We start from the raw sequence: 18,745 nt of genomic DNA on the forward strand, positions 1-18,745 counted from the left end.
TAGAGTGCTCCAGCGCTTCACTCCCGCTCAGCCAGGCCGCTTCGGCCGCCTCCAGATCATCCTGTACTGCCGCACGTTGCTTCATCAGCTCTGTGATTGAGCATCCCGCCAGTCCCGGGGAAGCTTGGTGAGGCTGGGCAAGTGCGTCGTCGAGTTCCGCAAGCTTGAGGGTTAATCCGGCGATATCCTGTTCCGCTTTGTTTACCTTCGTGCGCAGAGCCTTGCTTTCTTCCCGCACCTTTGCGGCAGCGCGCCGCTGGTCCTTGCGACTGCTGCCTGCCTTTGTGTCCGATCTGCTCGGCGCGCCGCCGCCGCCGGAAAGGACGAAAGCGATGTAGTCGTCGATGGATCCGTCGAATTGCGCCGCTGTACCATCGTCTACCAGCAACAGACGATCTGCTGTGAGTTCAAGCATATGCCGGTCATGGCTGACCAGCACCACACCGCCGGCAAAGGTCGCTAGCGCTTGAACAAGGGCTTGCCTTGCATCGACATCAAGGTGATTTGTCGGTTCATCAAGGATCAGCAAATGCGGCGCATCGCGCGTCACCAGCGCCAAAGCGAGCCGGGCGCGTTCACCGCCCGACAACGCGCCAACCAGCGTTTCCGCCTTTGGTCCTGAAAAGCCGAAGCGCGCCAATTGTGCACGCACTACCGACGGCTTGGCATCAGGCATCTGCCGCGTCATATGCGCCAGTGGCGTGGTGCCGCGATCGAGCTCCTCCACTTGGTACTGCGTGAAATAGCCGACCTTCAGACGAGGCGATGCGCTGACGCTGCCCGCCATTGGCTCCAGCTGCCCCGCAAACAGCCGCGCCAGCGTTGTCTTGCCGTTGCCATTACGCCCCAGCAGCGCCATGCGCTCATCCTTGTCGAGCCGCATGTTCAGCCGGCTGAGGACCGGATCGGCGTCATAGCCAACGCTCGCTTTTTCAAGCGTCAGCAGCGGCGGGCGAATATCCACAGGGTCAGGAAAATCGAAGCACAGCGAGGGATCGTCGACAATTTCGGCGATTGGCTGCATTCTTGCCAGCGCCTTGGCACGCGACTGAGCCTGCTTTGCCGTCGATGCGCGCGCCGAATTGCGGGCGATGTAATCCTGCAACCGCTCCCGCTCTGCCGCTTGTCGCGCTCGGGCAGCAGTGTTCTGCGCCTGCCGCTCGGCGCGCAACCGCTCGAATGCGTCGTAGCCGCCTGGATACAGGGTAAGCTTCCCGCGCGACAGATCAAGAATATGGTTGGCCACATTGTTAAGGAAATCGCGCTCGTGGCTGACCAGCAGGATTGTGGCTGGATAGGATTTGAGAAAGTCCTCCAGCCACAGCACGGCCTCAAGATCAAGATGGTTGGAAGGCTCATCCAGCAGCAGGAGATCGGGCGCGGAAAAGAGGAGTGCGGCAAGCGCAACACGCATTCGCCAGCCACCGGAGAACATGTGCAGCGGCCGGTGTTGCGCATCCTCATCAAACCCAAGCCCGGCCAGAATTCGCGCCACCCGCGCCGGGGCAGCATGGGCGTCGATCGCGATCAGCCGTTCGTGGATGTCGGCCAGCTCCTCAGGCTCTGTCGCAGCCTCGCTTCTGACAAGCAGGTCTGACCGCTCCTCGTCGGCGGCAAGAACAGTGGCAAAGGGCGTGTCGTCACCGCCGGGCGTTTCCTGCGCGACATAGCCAATGCGTGCGCCTCTTGGCATGTCGATCGACCCGCCATCGGGCTCAAGCAAGCCGGCGATCACACGCACCAGCGTGGATTTGCCAGCACCATTGCGTCCCACCAAACCTATCCGGCCGCCAGCAGGCAGGCTGGCCGAAGCGTCATCGAGGATCGTGCGTCCGCCAAGCCTGACGATTATGTTCCTGATCGTGATCATCAGCGGCGGCGTAGCTTGGTTTGCAAGCCGGTTCCATAGCCTGTGTCGCCTCTTCCGGCGCCTGGCGCTGTGTCGCATTGCCGCACCGGGGCCGAGTGAGCGTCTTTGCCGCCGCCACCTGCTCGCCTGTGCCCCGCCTCGGGATCTCCTCGCGCAGTCCATCCGCGTGCTGGTGAGTGCTGTTCATACCGGACGATTAATCCGGTCATCATTCTTAACTTTGGCTGATGATGGGAGAAGCAGCCAGCCGCAGAATATCCGAGACGTGAAAATCCGCCCCTCCGATGATACCCCCCCCCATGGACATCGACCTTGGTTCGTCCGAACCCGGCAAATGCGTGGCGCAGACGATCGAAAGCATGATTGCACAAGCAGTCTGGCCCCCTGCTGCTCGTCCCGCACGGCTATACTAGCCCCAATGGCGTAGCCCGCTGCGGCAACGGCTGATAGCTGGAACAAGGGTGGCGCACCCATGATCAACCCTCTCGTTATGCAAACCTGCTCGACACCCTATAGGCTGGTCCGCAGCCGGTCCTGTTTCGGGGTAGGCGGGCTGATGCCTGCTAGAACATGCGCTGAAACAAGGGCAGTCTTCACCCGACTGGATGCATGACAGCTTCGGCGACGCGGCCCGTTCGATCGCTCTTGAACATAATGATGCGGTCATGGACGAGTAGGCAGGCTTGGCAGCCATTCTCGCTCTACAGACCTGCGCACGGCCTGTTCCCGCGGCAGAGGGAGCAACCCGCCGCGCGATCGCCGCGATTTTGTCAGCAGGATAAGGAGCAACGCCGCCGTAGTGCCCTCAACGCAAGGCCCTCTGCTCGATACGCAGCCATGCTTTGTCCGGCAGCATCCATACAGATGCAGCGCACTAATCGATGCATAATTCAACTGGTTCAACGCGCTTTAGTCCGGTCAACCCCGAAGCTGTGAAAGCATCCCTTGCTGCTTCCTCTTTTCGTAAGCTGCCAGCCCGGGCCCATCGGGATCGCCTTGACGAGAACCTGGCACGCGCGATCGGGGCCCTGCTGTCAGCCGGCCCATTGCGCGGATCGCTTCACTGGACCGCATGATCATGCTCAAAGATCCGGAAATTTTTATGATGATGTCGACAGCGGGCTGAATTGCATCGACGGTTTTCCTGACGCCAAATATGCAACGCGGAGTTTGCAAGACCGGTCTTGACCCGGCTGCACCGCAAGGTCCGGTTGCAGCGGCAAGATGGCGGAACGTTTATACACCGGCAGCATGCGGTCAGCGATCGGGCCCAAGCGGATCAATCCTCCCATGAGATATTCTCTTGCGGCGCGTGGGATATGCGCCGGACCATTGCCATGACCACCATGCCGAGCACGACCGCACCGATGAACGCCAGATAGGCATCGGTGTAGGTTCCTGTGGCATCGAACAGGCGATTGGCAAACGCGACAAAGGTAATGGCAAGCACTTGAGTGAACAGGGCCATTGCACCAAAGGCAATCCCGAAACTTGCCGCTCCGAAGTGCTGTGACACCAGCACGGACCAAACCGGGTAAATGCCGCCGACCGCTGCACCGAAGATGGACACGAACACCAGCATGAAAAGGAAACCCGGCTGCACCAGCAGCACGGCCAGCAAGGCGGCATGAAACAGCGCGACCATTCCGTAGAGCCATCGGACATCAAGCCGTTCCGCCAGAAAACCTACCAGCAGCTTGCCGAGGATCGCCGATCCGGTCATCGCCGTCACGATCGCAGCCGCCTGCGCCGTTTCAAGGCCGATATCCAGAAAATAGGGAAATTGCGACGTAAGGATTGCCTGATCGCTGGCAAGCAGGAGCCCGACGCTCAGCGCGATGAGCCAGAACTGCCGCGAGCGAGTCAATTTCGAAAAGGTCCATTCCGCCTCACCGACAGGAGCGCTTGTTACATCGATTTCGCCTGCCGCTGTCATGAGCCTGACGTCCGGCCGGTCGCGAATGAACAGCAAGGCCAGCGTCACAATGGTCGCGCCGATGCAAGCACCGGCTACCAGCAGAGCCTGCCGCCAGCCAAATCGCGTGATAAGCGCCGTCAGGACCGGGATCATGGCAAAGCCGCCGGCAGAAGATGCTATGGACGCAATGCCCAGCGCACGCCCCCGCCGCCGTGCAAACCAGCGGGCAGCCAGCGTATTGGCGGCCAACCCGCCCGCCAACGCATTGGCAAGACCGAGAAACACAAAAACCGCCAGCAACATCGCAACCGGCGATCCTGTACTTGCAACTGTGATCATGCCTGCCGCATAGGCAATCCCGCCCAACGGCATCAGCAGACGGGCGGACATCCTGTCGAACAGGCGGCCGGCCACAGGGGACCAGATCGCTATTCCAAGCAGAAGCGCGATGAACGCATTGCTTGCGCTGCCTCGCGAAATGCCGAGTTCCGCAGTCGCGGGCAGCACGAACAATTGATAAACATAGATCGTTCCGCCAATCACCAGCATTGCGCAGAAAAAACTGGCTGCAAGCACGATCCATCCGCCATATACGACAGGTGGCGCCATGGGTGGCGCGGCTCCCGTCATCGGATCGTCGCCGATACGGCGCCATGGACAGACTGGCGATAATCGAACCGCATCATCATCCCCCCGCTCGTCTGCCTCCCACCCCGATCAGGAAGCATGCAGGCTCACACTATGACCGCACTGCGCCAATCCGTCCATGCGCTTTCATGCAGTCACAGAATGTCATCTTTGCTGGCACCATTGTCATCATCACTATGAAGTCAGCGCTTCGCATGTCGGGCGGCGTGAAGGGAGCGCACTTCCTGATCGAAACCCTGAATTGGTCCTTGCGTCGGGATTTGCGGCGCCACCTCGTTGATGGTCAGCGGCGCAACGGGGCCTGGCGGCACTCCCCATTCTTCCAGCCACTCGCCCAGTTGCCGAGTCGAACTGATGAACACGATCTTTCCCAGCCCCGCCCAAGCATGTGCCGCCGAACACATCGCACAATGCTCTCCTGACGTGTAGACGGTTGCGGCCTTCCTCTCCTCGAGCGAAAGATTGCCGGCTGCCCACCGGGCGAGCGCAAATTCGGGGTGCTGCGTGGGGTCGCCGGTAATCGCGCGATTGCGTGCCTCGCACAATGTGCGGCCATCTGCATCGACCAGCAGCGATCCGAACGGTTCATCGCCGGCATCAAGTGCTTGCCTGGCAAGTTCAACACAGCGCTCCAGATGCTTCGTGTCCCGATTCACGCCCTTTGCCCTTACCCTGTCAGCCTTGTTCCACGGCCCATCCAACAATGTGCATTGCCTGAGCCGAATGACGCGTGTGGCCGGACCGCGTTCCCGACGCTCGCCACTTTTCTGGCGATTACCCACTCTGACTGCAACGATGCGCAAGCACGCCACGGCTGTTTGCAAAAGCTGCACCTTGCATCCCAGATCGTCAGCCCCCCACCGCCTGACCTTCTGGTAGTGCAGGAATTACAGGGCAGGCGAGCAGGCAAACGCGGCATCGCCGCGTGAGTTCTGCTTCAATTGGATACAGGCAGAACAGGCTTGTTCCGTTTGCAGTAAATCGGGTTAAGGAGTTCTTAACTTCCAAGCATCCGAACTAAATCAGCGGAGGCAAGAGGTTAATTGTAAGCGCAGTATGCTACATTTTGTCTTGCTGCGTCTCTATGTTCAAACTGGGGGAATTACCATGAAGAAGATTTTTGCTGCTTCGCTTGCCATAACTGCTGCTGTTCTTGCTACTTCGGCTTCTGCTCAAGTCGTCAAGGATTCTGAATCCTTCGCAATCGCACTTTCCGGCACCGTCGCCAGCAACTGCGAACTGACTCCCGAAGGCAGCGGCAGCTACAATGTCAACATGCTCGACGTGACCGATCAGGGCCTGCTGGCGATCACCTATGCCTGCAACTCGCCCTACACCGTTTCGCTGCAGTCGCAGAATGGCGGCATGCGTCACCAGGAAAGCAATGGCGCGGTGCTCATCGACTATGACATCGATTCCAGCTTCCTGGGCTTCAATCGCGTGACCGTGAACTCGGCCAACATGAAGAGCGCACCGGCCACCATCGTGACCGACAGCGACTGGAAGAACATCGCGCTGAACGGTGGCGCTCGTCAGGGCGACCTCGGCCTGAGCTTCGACAATCTGGCCGAATATGCCGTCGCAGGCACCTACAGCGACACGCTGACGATCAAGCTTGCCGCCAACTTCTAAGGCAAAGCAAAAGGCTTAACTGTCTTTTCACGCAATTACGACAAGTAGGGACTGGCCGGGTGCGACATCGCATCCGGCCGTTTCTCCACAAGGGGGTTACACATGCTGAAGTTGATGTGCAGGCACGGCCTTGCGGCCGCGCTGCTCGGAGCAGTGCTCGCGGCAGGGGCGGCAAGCACGCCCGCGCTTGCTTTCGATCTGCGCCCCATCATGGTGCAGCTGGCGCCACAAGGCGCGCAGGCATCGCAAACGGTCATCGTGCGCAACACCCACGCCGTTCCGATCGCGGTGCAGGCCAGCGTGTTCAAGCGGACGCAGAACCCCGACGGCTCGGACACCCTTGTGCCCGCCGACGACGATTTCATCATTCTGCCGCCGCAAATGGCCGTCGGACCCGGCGCCAGCCAGAGCGTGCGGGTACGCTGGATCGGCGATGCCGCTCCTGCGCAGGAACTCGCCTACCGGCTGGTTGTCGAACAGGTCCCGGTCAATCTGGGTTCACGAGCCGCCGGTGCCGATGAACGCCAGGCGCAGGTCGATGTGCGCTACCGGTATGAAGCGGCCCTTTACATCGTTCCAAAAGGCTCGCAGCCCGACGCCAGGCTTGTCGCGGCTCGCGAAGCCGTCGATCAGGACGGGCAGCGCCGGCTGGAACTGCGGATTGCGAATGAGGGCACCCGCCGCGCCATTCTCGACAGCAGCGCGCTTGTGCTGACTTTTGCTGGCATGCCGCCCATTACCCTTGAAGGCAATCAGCTAGGCGCACTGAACGCGCTTAACGTACTTGCAGGTTCAGAACGCGTGGTTAGCCTTCCCTGGCCCGAAAACATGCCGTCGGGCAATGTCGAGGGGCAGCTTCAAACCCAGTATATCCTGTTCGACTGAGCCGTTGCATGGGCGCGCCGGTCTGGATGTTGCTGGGTGCAACAATGCTCTCGCCCATGTCGGTGCATGGCCAGACAACCAGCCTGCCATCCAGCCCAGGTCGTGCCAGCCAACCGGTGCAAACCCTTTCGCAGGCGCTCGCGACGAGCGTCACAATGGCACTGACCGGCGACGGGGTAGAAAGCCATGCAACCGAGGCGGATGCGGCAGGTTCGGTAACCGACCCTGCCACAGCGACCGAGGACGAGATCTTTCGCCGTGCCTTTGGCGGCAACCGTCCGGTCCTGCCGGCAAGCGACTACCCGGTGGTTGTCAACGGCATCCCCGTTGGTGAGTTCGCGGTTCATCCAGGCCGCGCCGATGCAGACGGAACAGTTCACAAGGATCTGCTGCTTGCCGTCCTTGCCGATGCGGTCCGGCCGCCGACTGCAGAAACGCTGCGGCAAATGGCCGGCTCCGGCACTGACGTTGCCTTTGCCTCCTTGCGCCAGCTTGGCTTCGACATTCGCTTCGACGCCATGGAACTTGTTCTTGTGATCAATGTGCCGCCACGGCTTGGCACCATGCAGAACCTCCAGTTCCGCCGCGCCCGGGCAGACGCTGCAGCGCAGGTCCTGATGCCCAGCAGGTTTTCGGCCTATGCATCCATGCGTGCAGGCGCTGTCATCATCGAGGACAGTGCCCGTGACGCCACCGGCCTCACGCGCAAGGCTGCGGAAATCGATACGGCGGTCAATCTGCTTGGCCTCGTCGGGCAGGCAAACCTGCGTTATCGCGATACCGGGCGGCGCGCTTTTACACGCGGTGACGTGCGGCTTACCTACGACGATACATCCGCGCTCATGCGCTATGAAATCGGGGATCTGTCCATCGCGCGGCGCTCGTTCCAGAGCGGACAGCGCATTGCGGGCATATCGGTTGCGCGGTATTTCGGAATTGATCCGTACCGCAACATCAGACCCGGCTTTTCGCAAGCCTTCGAACTGACGGAGCCAGCCCGCGTCGAAACGCTGATCAACGGGATCCCCAGCCGCAGCTTCAACCTTCGCGCGGGGCAATACACCTTGCGTGACATCCCGCTGGTGTCGTCTGCTGGCAACGACATCGAACTGCGGATCAGCTATCTTGGCGGCCGCTCCGAAGTGCTCCGCTTTCCTGCGTTCTTCGACTTTGACCTGCTGGCACCCGGCCTTGTGGACTTTGGCTTCAATTTCGGTGTTCCTTACCGCGACAATGACGGACGGCGGGAATATGACAGCAGCACGTATACAGGCTCGGCCTATGCCCGCATCGGGGTCAGTTCCAATCTTACGTTGGGGCTGAATTGGGAAGGCAACCGCCAGTTCGATCTTGTCGGAGGAGATGCCGTCTGGGCCTCGCCTGTCGGAACCTTTGCAACCTATGTGTCGACGCAGGTGCAGGAGCTTACAGCCAGATCCAGTCAGCTGACCTTCAGCTACCGATGGCGCGACGCGGACCGGTCGCGGGACCGCTTCGTCGATGCAGCTTTCGTGCTGACCGGACGCGACTACCGGACGCTCAGCGACATTTTCGGCGACAACTATACTGCCCGGCAAGGTCGCATCAGGGTAGGACAGCGATTGTCCCGATTGACGCATGCGCAGCTTTACGCAGGCTATGAACAGCTCCGGCTCGAGGGTCAGGACGGCTACTATATCGGCGTGAACGCTTCGCGGCAGATCTCGTTCGGCTCGCTTTCGGCAGGGCTGGAATATCAATGGAGCGAACGCCAGCCCGGTCCGGCTGTGCGGATCGGACTGACCGTGCCGCTTGCCCGGGGTTCGCTCTCGTCCAGCTACGCTACCCAGGACCACACTCTTAATGTCGATTATACACAGGCCTCCTCAGGCGGCGTAGGCTCCACAGCCGTGAATGCCGGTCTGAGCAGGCGCGATGGCGCCGAACAGCTATACGCCGGCATCAGCTATCTTGGAAACCGGTTCGAGGCCTCCGCGACTCAACTGGCAGGCAGCTACCTTGGCCGCTTCGAGGATCGCGACCTGCGCACCGAACTGACCTTCGGGACAGCGCTGGTAATGGCGGATGGCCATTTTGGCATCTCGCGCCCGGTCGCAAACAGTTTTGCGCTGTTCACACCCCATCCAAAAGCTGGCGACATTGACCTTGCCATCGATCCGCGCACTGACTTTGGCGCCGCCCGGACAAGTTACGAAGCGGTATCGGGACCGCTTGGTCCCGCGGTGCTGCCCAACCTGGCCCCCTATTTCGTGCGCGGCGTGCAGGTCGATGCGCCCAATGCCCCTCTTGGAACGTCCACAGGCGGAGAAATCTACATGCTGCGGCCGGGCTTTCGCAGCGGCTACTCGATCGTGGTCGGCAGCGAAGCGAGCGTGTCGCTCGTCGGTAATCTGCTGGATCGCGACGGAGACCCTCTCCCCTTTGCCACCGGCACGGCAGCAATCGACAGACGCTCGGCCAATGACGGCGACGCACTGCAATTGTTCAGCAATCGCGCCGGCCGCTTCTTTCTCGACAAGCTGCTGCCGGGCAGGCGCTATCGTTTGCATTTCGACATCGGCGGGCAAACCTTGACCGGCCTGCTTGACGTACCTGCCGATGCAATAGGGCTTGTCCGCCTGGATACGCCTGTAAAGCTTGATATTGATGTGAAGGAGAAACCCCATGCACCGCAGTGATCGTGTTCGCCTTGCTGGCGCCTGCTGTGCTGCCCTGCTTGCGATCGCAGCTTTGCCTGCCGCAGCGCAAGACGCGTCGGAACCCTGCGACATCGACTTGCGCGTCGATCAGACGGTGCAGTGGCGTGGCCCTCACGGTCGCGGCTATGAGGTGTTGAGCGATGCCCCTGCCTTCGAGCCACTGAGGGTCAGTATCCTGCATCGAGGTTCTGCCTGCCGCTTCTATCTGACAGCCACACCTGCCCGCAGCAGCGATCCGGTGCTGGTCGGCCCCACGAATGTGCTGGTTTACGATCTGCTTACCGATCCGAATGGGCCCTCTGTCCTGACGCCCGAATATTTTGGCACGACCGCATCGCAGATCCATGGTGAGTTCACGGGCGAACCGATCCAGGAGCTTGTGTTTTATGTCGCCATTCCATCCGGCCAGTTCGTTGGTCAGGGGGTTTACCGCGGACAGGCTGCCTTGCGGGCGTTCCGGGTCGATCCAGAAGGGCCAGTGCTGCTGGCGGAGGTTCCGATCCCGGTGCAGGTTGCGGTAGCATCCACCTTGCAGGTGCGCAGCGACAGCTTTGGACCTGATCGTCGTTCCATGGCCATAGATCTGGGAGCGCTTGACCGGGAGCACCTCGAAACCATGGAATTCCAGGTGCTGACCAATGCGGCCGTGACGATGCGCCTTGAATCGGTGCATGGCGGCATGCTTGCGCATGATGCAGGAGCGCCTGGCCTGCCTTACGAAGTCTCTCTTGCAGGCGAGCGGCTGCGTTTGCAGCAGCCTGCAATGCACCGGATCACAAGCGTCGACAGCCAGCATCAGAGCATACCGTTCCAGATCATTGTCACGCCACCCGATGGCTTGCTTGCCGCAGGCTCCTACCGCGATCTGCTGACGATCACCTTCACCACCGACTGATTGGAGATCCGCCACATCCGGCTTGGCCGACATGTCGCGCACAAGGTTTGCATTGCTCCACACCATGGCGCAAGGCTAAGCGCCTGCCGTTTGCGGCAAGGGGGTAAAATGGCGCGGCTGATCCTGTTCAACAAACCCTTTGGCGTCTTGTCGCAATTTACGGATCATGAGGATCGGCCTTTTCGCACCACGTTGTCAGCTTTCATTGCGCAGCCGGGTTTTTATCCGGCAGGGCGGCTTGACCGGGACAGCGAAGGACTGCTGGTGCTGAGCAACGATGGGCAAGTACAGACCCGTATTGCCGATCCCCGCTTCAAACTTCCCAAGACCTACCTGGTCCAGGTCGAAGGCGAGCCGGCGGAAACGGCGCTCGACCACTTACGCAATGGCGTCAGGCTCAAGGACGGGATGACGCTGCCTGCCGCGGTCGAACGCATCAGCGAGCCGGATCTGTGGCCGCGTGATCCGCCGATCCGGTTCCGCAAGACCGTTCCCGACAGCTGGTTGCGGATTGTCATCCATCAAGGCCGCAACCGACAGGTGCGGCGCATGACTGCCGCCGTGGGCCATCCCACGCTCAGGCTGGTGCGCTGGTCCGTAGGGAGCTGGACTGTTGCGGGAATCGCACCCGGCACCTGGCAGGAGGTTGCTTACGCTCCATCGGCCTGATCGATGATCTCGACGCCGTCTTCCCCGTCATCGAAACCGATGCTGCCTTGATTGAACAGTTCCACCAGCAGCGTTTCGCCTGGCGCGGACAGACCGCCACCAATGGTAATTTGCGACCACTTCAGCCGCTTCTGTCCGCAAAGGCGTTCGGCAAGAACGGCGACATCACCCGCGCAGGAATGGCATTGCCCATCGACAAACAGCAGAACCGATGATGGCGTCTGTCGGACAAAGGAGAAGCGGCTCGCCGGATTTCGGATGATCGCCGCGCCGTCGTCGACATGCCGGTGCAGGGCTCGTGCATCGATTGCCTGTTCAGGACGCCAGTCAATGCCGGCATCGGCAGGGCGCGTGCTGTACCTGCCGAACCAGCGCAGAAATGATGTCGCGTCCAGCAGGTGCCCGATTGCCAGTTCGTGCAACCTTGCCACCGCGGCAGGAGCGATCTCGCCGGCATTTGCCTGCTGCGTCAGATCGGGATCGGTGTAACGATCATCATCCGCCAGTTGCATCAGAACTTCGTCTGTCCATTCCTCGATCAGTTCCGCGCGGGATGGCGCACGAAAACCGATCGAATAGGTCATGCAATCATCGCCAATGGCCACTCCATTGTGGGCGAGGCGGGGCGGTACATACAATATGTCGCCCGGCTCCAGTACCCACTCCTGGGTCGGACGAAATTCGCGAAGCAGCCGCAGATCATCATGGGGCTGCAACGCAACGTCATTGTTGCAATACTCGCCGAGCTGCCAGCGGCGACGGCCCAGCCCTTGGATCAGAAACACGTCATAATTATCGAAATGCGGGCCTACTCCACCGCCATCGGCAGCGTAGCTCACCATGACATCGTCGATCCGCCAGTCGGGGATGAAGCGAAAAGAATCAAGCAGCGTTGCCACGGCGGGGACATGGTGATCGACCGCCTGGACAAGCAGTGTCCAGCTTCTCGCCGGCAGATCGGCAAAGCGTCCTTCGGCAAAAGGCCCATGTTCAAGGTGCAGGTCGCTATTGCGTTGCGTCACCAGACGCGCTTCGACCAGGCACTCGCAGGACAACCCTGCCAATTCATCAGGCTGGAGCGGATTGGCCCATGCATGCCAAGGATTTCTGATCAGAACGGGCGATTTCTGCCAGGAATCGCGCAGGAAGGCGGCACTGTCAAACCGCTCGGGATCGATCATCGTCACTGTGCGTACCTCTTCCTATTGCAGCGCATAATGGGTGGCGAGCACCCACGCAGGAGTGCAATGACGCCCGGTAAGAGCCGCATCTGACTGGAGGGCAGTTGGAACTTTGGCATGACGCATGGAGCTAGCGATTTGCCACGCTTAGACAAGCCGTTGCGGCTTTGCCCCGCGAGAATACGATATATCTGGCACGCGAGACGATGCATGCATAGCTTATAAATCGAAGTGACAAGCAGCGTCCTGACCGCACCGAAACAAGGAAATATCCGCCATGACAGATGCCAGCCGCCAGAACCGCAGGTTCGTTCTTGCCGAACGCCCCCAAGGCGAACCTGACGACAGGACGCTCAGGCTTGAGACGGTGCCGGTGCCGCAGCCCGGCGCGGGGCAGATGCTGCTGCGCAATCGTTATCTGTCGCTTGACCCATACATGCGCGGCCGAATGAGCGATGCTCCTTCTTATGCACCTCCTGTCGAGATTGGCGAAGTGATGGTCGGCGGCACCGTGTCGCAAGTCGAGAGCAGCACGGTCGATGGCTTTGCCAAGGGTGATTGGGTGCAGGCTTTTGGCGGCTGGCAAGATTATGCCTTGTCCAGCGGGAGCGGCGTCACCAACATGGGCAAGGATCCGCAGCATCCTTCCTGGGCGCTTGGCGTGTTGGGAATGCCGGGGCTGACCGCCTGGGCAGGCCTGACCCAGATTGGCAAGCCCAAGGCAGGAGAAACGCTGGTGGTGGCTGCCGCCAGCGGGCCGGTCGGTGCAACGGTCGGCCAGATCGGCAAGATCCTCGGCTGCCGCGTCGTCGGCATAGCCGGAGGGTCACAGAAATGCAGTCATGTTACAGACGTACTCGGCTTCGACGATTGCATCGACTACAAGGATGCAGGCTTTGCAGCGGCACTGAAAGCCGCTGTCCCTGATGGCATTGACGTTTATTTCGAAAATGTCGGAGGTGCAGTGTTCGACGCAGTGCTGCCGCTACTCAATCCGCAGGCGCGGATCCCGCTCTGCGGGCTGGTTTCGCAATATAACGCGACATCGCTGCCCGATGGTCCCGATCGCATGAATTACCTGATGGGGATAATTCTGCGCAAACGGATGACCATGCGCGGGTTCATCGTGCTCGATGATTTTGGCCATCTTTACCCCGAATTCGCCGAGCAGATGAACGCGTGGGTCGAGCAAGGCAAGATCCGTTACCGCGAAGAAGTGATCGATGGCCTTGAACAAGCGCCTGCGGCATTCATCGGCCTGCTGCGAGGGGAGGGCTTTGGCAAGCGCGTGATCAAGCTGGGCGATTGACAAGGCAACATGCCAGTCTGCTGCCCAAAAGATGATCGATTTTGTTGCTGACGGATTGAAGTAGAAGCACCCTGCACCGCTGAGATGCGGCGCAGGGTGGAGAGTGCGGCTGCACTGGCTTCCAACTTTTGCGTTATCAAATTTCTGCATCGACAAGTTCGACAGGAGGCGCTTCATCACGCTGCTCCCTTGATACCGACCACGCCGCCAGGAACAGGCCTGCGACCACCGGGCCAACGACTATTCCGGCCAGTCCGAACAACACAATGCCGCCAAGGGTGGTCACAAGCACCATCCAGTCAGGAATGCCTGTATCGCGCCCCACCAGGATTGGACGCAGCAGATTGTCGACAAGACCGATCAACGCGACGCCCGAAATGATGACGGCGATGGCCTGCCAGAAATCTCCGACGACAAACAGATAGATTGCAACCGGGATCCAGATGACTGGTGGACCGATTGCCGGCAGCAGTGACAGGATCGCCATCAGGACGCCGAAGAACAACGCTGCCGGCACGCCAACGATCCAGAACGTGATTGCGCCCAGTGCTCCTTGCGCCAACCCGACCACGACTGATCCCTTGATCGTGGCGCGTACAATCGTGACAAACTCACCCGCCAGCCGGTCGGCGACCGGTCGTTCCAGCGGAAGCGCCTTGCAGACGGCCGACCCGATCCTCTGCCCATCCCGCAGGAGGAAATAAGCAATGTAAAGACTGACGCCCAATGCAAGTGCAAAGGCCAGCGCGCTGCCGCTGAGCTCCAGAGCCTGCCTGCCCAGAAGGCCGACGCTTTCCTCAAGCAGACGGGAGAGCTTCACCTGCAGAGCGTTGAAATCCTCCAGTCCGGAATTGTCCAGCATATTGCGCCATCGGCGGGGCAGTGCGTCGTGGAGCTGCGCAAAGGCGAAAGCAGGATCGATCTGCTGAACCTGAATGGCAAGATAGATGCGCGTTGCCTGCTCCACGACAACACGCCCGATCATGTAAAGAGGAACAAGCACCGCGGTGATAATGAACAGCAGGGTTGCGATGGCAGCCCGGTTCTCGTGGCCACCCATCATTCGTCGGATCGACAGATAGAGGGGCTGAAACATGATTGCCGCCACGACCGCCCACAGGATTGCGGACGCAAATGGCCATATCACATAGATCATCAGCAGCGAGATGATGGCGAGGAGCAGGAAGAATCCGCCACGACCGACGCTTGTGAAACTGGCGGCTTCCTGCCCTGGGTTCCGGTTCATAGGCCTGCCCTGTCCTGTCTTTCGCACGGATGTCGATTAATGATCCAGCCGGTGCCTGCCCGCTGCCACGCCTCGGTTCCTGCGGTCGGTTGGGGATGAATGTCAATGAACCACCGGGGAGGATCTGGAAAATCTGTTCGGATCTCTGCCGTATGCGGGTCAGGCAGGCTCATGTGGGTGCTGCCGATATGAGCGATGGAATGCATCCGGTTGACAGTCTGACACATCTGGACATAACCTTGGAAGCCCTGACATAGTCCCGCCAGAACTGGCGTAGCTGCCACTTCGAAACATTTGCCAGACGGGAACGGCGACTTCAGGAACAAAGGAATCATCCAGATGACCAGCGTTCCTTCAGCGACAGATCAGCAGGCGGTTACGCTTCGCTACAATAATGGCGCAGTCGCGCTTCACTGGCTGATTGCCGTGCTTATCCTGACGCAACTCTACATCGGCTTTGTCTTTGCCGGTATGGAACGCGGCCCGCAAAGCATGCAGTGGTTTTCGTGGCACAAGACATTTGGCGTTCTTATTCTGGTCCTGAGCATGGTCCGGCTGGGCTGGCGACTGGCGCATCCTCCCCCGCCGTTTCCTGACACAATGCCGCGATGGGAACGGCTGGCCGCCGTCTGGAACCATAGATTGTTCTATTTCCTGCTGTTCGCGCTTCCCTTAACCGGTCTGGCCACCATTTCTGCTGGTGGTGGCGGTACGACAGAGCTGTTGGCAGGCATCCCTTTCCCGCTGATCCCCGGCATTCCCGATGCAGCCGGCGATACTCTGGGCGAAACGCATGAAGTGCTGGTGTTTGTCTTCATAGCGCTGCTCGTCCTGCATGTGGCCGCAGCCATCAAGCTCCAGTTCGTTGATCGATCCAGGGCAGCAGGGCGGATGCCGCCCTTGCGTGCGCCAAGTGACGCGAAGGTCTGAATCAGACAGCTTGGGGACGGATAGCTAGACACGCGCCTGGCTTGCCGGCTGCGACATCACTCCTGCCTTGCCAAGATGCTGTGGCCATCCTCACCTGTCAGCACCAGCGCACCTGTTTCATCAATGGCATATCGACGCACCTGCACCAGCGACTGCAAAAACCGGTGTTCCTGGTTCATCAGTGCAGGAGCGCAAACCATGCGGGTAAGCGCGGGCGGCTCCACCATCACGCGGCCATCGCCTGCTCGCCAGATTGCCGTCATATGGTTGCAGGTCGCACGTCCCGACAGCGTGCCGTCCGGTGCAAACAGCAACGTTGCACGTGAACTGTCGATGATGCCGCGGCCATCGATGTCCTCGACCACCCAGACGCCCGCGAAAAATTCGGTCGCGAGCGGTGGCGATGGCGCAGCCGTCTTGCAGCCGGCAAGCAGGACGCAGGCCGCAATTGCCGAGCAGAGCACCGTCAGGATCTTCACGGCCGACCCCTGCCGTAATAGCGCGCGCAGGAGCCCGATATCAGGGCAGCGGCCGCCATGCCGGGCTCATCCTGCGACTTCATGCAAATCCGGCACGAATTTTACTGACAGGCAAGGCATTCATCATAATCGGTTGTCGGCATCTCGTATTTTGCTGCATCGATGGTGTTGTCCGCTTCCACGCCACCGGCAAACCCGGCGCGTTGAACCGATTTGGACCGTAGGTAATACAGGCTCTTGATGCCCAACTCCCATGCGCGGAAATGCAGCATGGCCAGATCCCATTTGTCCACGTCGGCCGGGATGAACAGGTTCAGGGATTGCGCCTGGTCGATGAAGGGCGTGCGGTCGGCGGCAAACTCCAGCAGCCAGCGCTGATCGATCTCGAAGCTGGTCTTGAACACCGCTTTTTCTTCCGGCGTCAGGAAATCCAGATGCTGCACCGACCCGCCCTGCTCCAGGATGCTGTTCCACACCGCCGCCGAATCCTTGGATCGCTCCTGCAATAACCGGTGCAGATAAGGGTTCTTGACGACGAAGCTGCCGGACAGCGTCTTGTGCGTGTAGATGTTGCCGGGAATCGGCTCGATGCACGCACTTGTGCCGCCGCAGATGATGCTGATCGACGCGGTGGGGGCAATTGCCATCTTGCACGAAAAACGCTCCATCGCGCCCTGATCGGCGGCGTCGGGGCAAGGTCCGCGTTCCTTGGCAAGCATCATCGACGCTTCGTTGGCGCGCGCATTGATGTGCTGGAACATCTTCATGTTCCAGGCCTTTGCCATCGCGCCTTCAAAGGCAATGTTCTTCTTCTGCAAAAAGGAGTGGAAGCCCATCACGCCCATGCCGACACTGCGCTCGCGCATCGCGGAATATTTCGCCCGCGCCATTTCCTCGGGCGCGCGGTCGATATAATCCTGCAACACATTGTCGAGCATGCGCAGCACATCCTCGATGAACCGCTCGTCCTTGTGCCATTCGTCCCAGGTTTCCAGATTGAGCGACGACAGGCAGCACACCGCCGTGCGATCATTGCCAAGATGATCGCGCCCGGTCGGCAGGGTGATCTCGCTACACAGATTGGACGTGGATACCTTGAGCCCCAGATCGCGCTGGTGCTTGGGCATCGTGCGGTTCACCGTATCGGAAAACACGATGTAAGGCTCACCCGTCTGCAACCGCGTCTCGACCAGCTTCTGGAACAGGGATCGCGCATCGACCTTGCCGCGCACGCTGCCGTCCTTGGGCGACAACAGTTCGAATTCATCGCCGTTGCGCACCGCCTCCATGAAGGCATCGGTCAGCAGCACGCCATGATGCAGGTTCAGCGCCTTGCGGTTGAAGTCGCCCGATGGCTTGCGGATTTCGAGGAACTCCTCGATTTCGGGATGCGACACGTCGATGTAGCAGGCTGCCGATCCCCGACGCAGCGAACCCTGGCTGATCGCCAGCGTCAGGGAATCCATTACCCGCACGAACGGAATGATGCCGCTGGTCTTGCCGTTCAGCCCGACCGGCTCGCCGATGCCGCGCACGCTGCCCCAATAGGTGCCGATGCCGCCGCCACGTGAAGCCAGCCAGACGTTCTCGTTCCAGGTGTTGACGATACCTTCCAGACTGTCATCGACACTGTTGAGATAGCAGGAAATCGGCAGGCCGCGTCCCGTGCCACCGTTCGACAGCACCGGCGTTGCCGGCATGAACCACAGCCGGGAGATGTAGTCGTAAAGCCGCTGCGCGTGATCCTGATCGTCGGCGTAAGCGTCGGCGACTCGTGCAAACAGGTCCTGATATTGTTCGCCGGGCAGCAGGTAGCGGTCGTTCAGCGTCTCCTTGCCAAAGTCGGTCAACAGCGCATCTCGTGCCGCGTCCGTCGTGATGGAAAATCGGCGGGCATGCACATCCTTAGACGAGCTTTTGAGCGCGGGCTTTCCGTCGCCTTGAGCCCTATCCTGAACAGGATCGGCCGCCTGACCCGGCGCGCTGTCGGCGGCAGATTGCTCGCCAAACATGTCGACCACTGCGCCTGCATCCTCGGCATTGTCGCGCGTCGGGGGGTCTCTGAAATCCATGTCTGGCAAATCCTCTGAGGTTTGATCGTGCCGCCGAACTCAATGCGCCCTAGCAAAAATGGCCAAATGGCTCGGCGGCTTGGTTCCTGCTACCCGCAACATGTGGTATTTACAGGCCGCAGCTAACCGTTGATCCACGATATATAGCATTGGCAATATTCATAGCATTGACAACATGCTTATCCACAGCTGTCCGATTGCTGTGAAGGTTGGCTAGGCGAATCTCGGTTGGTCTGTTTTGCACATGACTCGATGCGCGTGTAACGCTCCGGCCGCGCTTGAGGCAGCCCGCGCGACGACAATGTTCAACAC

15 protein-coding genes are annotated in these 18,745 nt (G+C 60.2%); 8 read left to right on the plus strand and 7 right to left on the minus strand.

What is annotated here, in order from left to right:
• A partial coding sequence (locus RM533_RS05325; protein ID WP_311340182.1) for an ABC-F family ATP-binding cassette domain-containing protein occupies positions 1-1,870 on the minus strand: 1,870 nt, incomplete at its 3' end.
• Between the two features lie 284 nt (positions 1,871-2,154).
• Here RM533_RS05325 and RM533_RS05330 point away from each other — a divergent pair.
• On the plus strand, positions 2,155-2,283 hold the full coding sequence (locus tag RM533_RS05330) for a hypothetical protein (RefSeq protein WP_311340183.1): 129 nt from the start codon (positions 2,155-2,157) through the stop codon (positions 2,281-2,283).
• An 866-nt stretch (positions 2,284-3,149) separates the two neighbouring features.
• Here the strand turns inward: RM533_RS05330 and RM533_RS05335 are convergent.
• Entirely contained in the window at positions 3,150-4,397 is a 1,248-nt protein-coding gene (locus RM533_RS05335; RefSeq protein WP_311340184.1) for an MFS transporter, read from the minus strand.
• Positions 4,398-4,618: 221 nt separating this feature from the next.
• Complete coding sequence (locus RM533_RS05340; RefSeq protein WP_311340185.1) at positions 4,619-5,092, minus strand: nucleoside deaminase; 474 nt, start codon at positions 5,090-5,092, stop codon at positions 4,619-4,621.
• A 451-nt stretch (positions 5,093-5,543) separates the two neighbouring features.
• Here RM533_RS05340 and RM533_RS05345 point away from each other — a divergent pair, with 451 nt between their 5' ends.
• The 5 genes from RM533_RS05345 (at position 5,544) to RM533_RS05365 (ending at position 11,216) form a co-directional block, all read left to right on the plus strand.
• Complete coding sequence (locus RM533_RS05345) at positions 5,544-6,068, plus strand: hypothetical protein (protein ID WP_311340186.1); 525 nt, start codon at positions 5,544-5,546, stop codon at positions 6,066-6,068.
• A gap of 102 nt (positions 6,069-6,170) precedes the next feature.
• On the plus strand, positions 6,171-6,953 hold the full coding sequence (locus RM533_RS05350; protein ID WP_311340187.1) for a fimbrial biogenesis chaperone: 783 nt from the start codon (positions 6,171-6,173) through the stop codon (positions 6,951-6,953).
• Between the two features lie 8 nt (positions 6,954-6,961).
• On the plus strand, positions 6,962-9,631 hold the full coding sequence (locus RM533_RS05355; protein WP_311340188.1) for a fimbria/pilus outer membrane usher protein: 2,670 nt from the start codon (positions 6,962-6,964) through the stop codon (positions 9,629-9,631).
• Entirely contained in the window at positions 9,618-10,547 is a 930-nt protein-coding gene (locus tag RM533_RS05360; RefSeq protein ID WP_311340189.1) for a hypothetical protein, read from the plus strand. Before RM533_RS05355 ends, RM533_RS05360 begins: the two co-directional genes overlap by 14 nt.
• Before the next feature lie 108 nt (positions 10,548-10,655).
• Positions 10,656-11,216 carry a pseudouridine synthase gene (locus tag RM533_RS05365; RefSeq protein WP_311340190.1) on the plus strand — a complete coding sequence of 187 codons (561 nt, stop codon included), beginning with the start codon at positions 10,656-10,658 and terminating at the stop codon, positions 11,214-11,216.
• Here RM533_RS05365 and RM533_RS05370 read toward each other — a convergent pair.
• Positions 11,198-12,397: a JmjC domain-containing protein gene (locus RM533_RS05370; RefSeq protein ID WP_311340407.1), complete on the minus strand. Its 1,200-nt coding sequence runs from the start codon at positions 12,395-12,397 to the stop codon at positions 11,198-11,200. The two genes, RM533_RS05365 and RM533_RS05370, sit on opposite strands and share 19 nt — an antisense overlap.
• 277 nt (positions 12,398-12,674) lie before the next feature.
• On the opposite strand from RM533_RS05370, the gene RM533_RS05375 reads away from it, so the two are divergent.
• The gene (locus tag RM533_RS05375) at positions 12,675-13,706 is read left to right on the plus strand and encodes an NADP-dependent oxidoreductase (protein WP_311340191.1); all 1,032 of its coding nucleotides are present in this window, start codon (positions 12,675-12,677) and stop codon (positions 13,704-13,706) included.
• 136 nt (positions 13,707-13,842) lie between these two features.
• On the opposite strand, the gene RM533_RS05380 is transcribed toward RM533_RS05375, so the two are convergent.
• Positions 13,843-14,952: an AI-2E family transporter gene (locus RM533_RS05380; RefSeq protein ID WP_311340192.1), complete on the minus strand. Its 1,110-nt coding sequence runs from the start codon at positions 14,950-14,952 to the stop codon at positions 13,843-13,845.
• Positions 14,953-15,291: 339 nt separating this feature from the next.
• Between RM533_RS05380 and RM533_RS05385 the strand changes: the two genes are divergently transcribed.
• The gene (locus RM533_RS05385; protein WP_311340193.1) at positions 15,292-15,882 is read left to right on the plus strand and encodes a cytochrome b; all 591 of its coding nucleotides are present in this window, start codon (positions 15,292-15,294) and stop codon (positions 15,880-15,882) included.
• A gap of 56 nt (positions 15,883-15,938) precedes the next feature.
• On the opposite strand, the gene RM533_RS05390 is transcribed toward RM533_RS05385, so the two are convergent.
• The gene (locus RM533_RS05390; protein ID WP_311340194.1) at positions 15,939-16,361 is read right to left on the minus strand and encodes an META domain-containing protein; all 423 of its coding nucleotides are present in this window, start codon (positions 16,359-16,361) and stop codon (positions 15,939-15,941) included.
• A 101-nt stretch (positions 16,362-16,462) separates the two neighbouring features.
• Positions 16,463-18,433: a ribonucleoside-diphosphate reductase subunit alpha gene (locus RM533_RS05395; RefSeq protein ID WP_311340195.1), complete on the minus strand. Its 1,971-nt coding sequence runs from the start codon at positions 18,431-18,433 to the stop codon at positions 16,463-16,465.
• Between the last annotated feature and the right edge of the window lie 312 nt (positions 18,434-18,745).

Source organism: Croceicoccus esteveae (assembly GCF_031846435.1).
Lineage (GTDB): Bacteria > Pseudomonadota > Alphaproteobacteria > Sphingomonadales > Sphingomonadaceae > Croceicoccus > Croceicoccus esteveae.

Coding starts and splice junctions, on each gene's coding strand:
- RM533_RS05330 (WP_311340183.1), top strand. CDS start 2,155: ATGATACCCCCCCCCATGGACATCGACCTTGGTTCGTCCGAACCCGGC.
- RM533_RS05335 (WP_311340184.1), bottom strand. CDS start 4,397: ATGGCGCCACCTGTCGTATATGGCGGATGGATCGTGCTTGCAGCCAGT.
- RM533_RS05345 (WP_311340186.1), top strand. CDS start 5,544: ATGAAGAAGATTTTTGCTGCTTCGCTTGCCATAACTGCTGCTGTTCTT.
- RM533_RS05350 (WP_311340187.1), top strand. CDS start 6,171: ATGCTGAAGTTGATGTGCAGGCACGGCCTTGCGGCCGCGCTGCTCGGA.
- RM533_RS05355 (WP_311340188.1), top strand. CDS start 6,962: ATGGGCGCGCCGGTCTGGATGTTGCTGGGTGCAACAATGCTCTCGCCC.
- RM533_RS05360 (WP_311340189.1), top strand. CDS start 9,618: ATGCACCGCAGTGATCGTGTTCGCCTTGCTGGCGCCTGCTGTGCTGCC.
- RM533_RS05365 (WP_311340190.1), top strand. CDS start 10,656: ATGGCGCGGCTGATCCTGTTCAACAAACCCTTTGGCGTCTTGTCGCAA.
- RM533_RS05370 (WP_311340407.1), bottom strand. CDS start 12,397: ATGATCGATCCCGAGCGGTTTGACAGTGCCGCCTTCCTGCGCGATTCC.
- RM533_RS05375 (WP_311340191.1), top strand. CDS start 12,675: ATGACAGATGCCAGCCGCCAGAACCGCAGGTTCGTTCTTGCCGAACGC.
- RM533_RS05380 (WP_311340192.1), bottom strand. CDS start 14,952: ATGAACCGGAACCCAGGGCAGGAAGCCGCCAGTTTCACAAGCGTCGGT.
- RM533_RS05385 (WP_311340193.1), top strand. CDS start 15,292: ATGACCAGCGTTCCTTCAGCGACAGATCAGCAGGCGGTTACGCTTCGC.
- RM533_RS05395 (WP_311340195.1), bottom strand. CDS start 18,433: ATGGATTTCAGAGACCCCCCGACGCGCGACAATGCCGAGGATGCAGGC.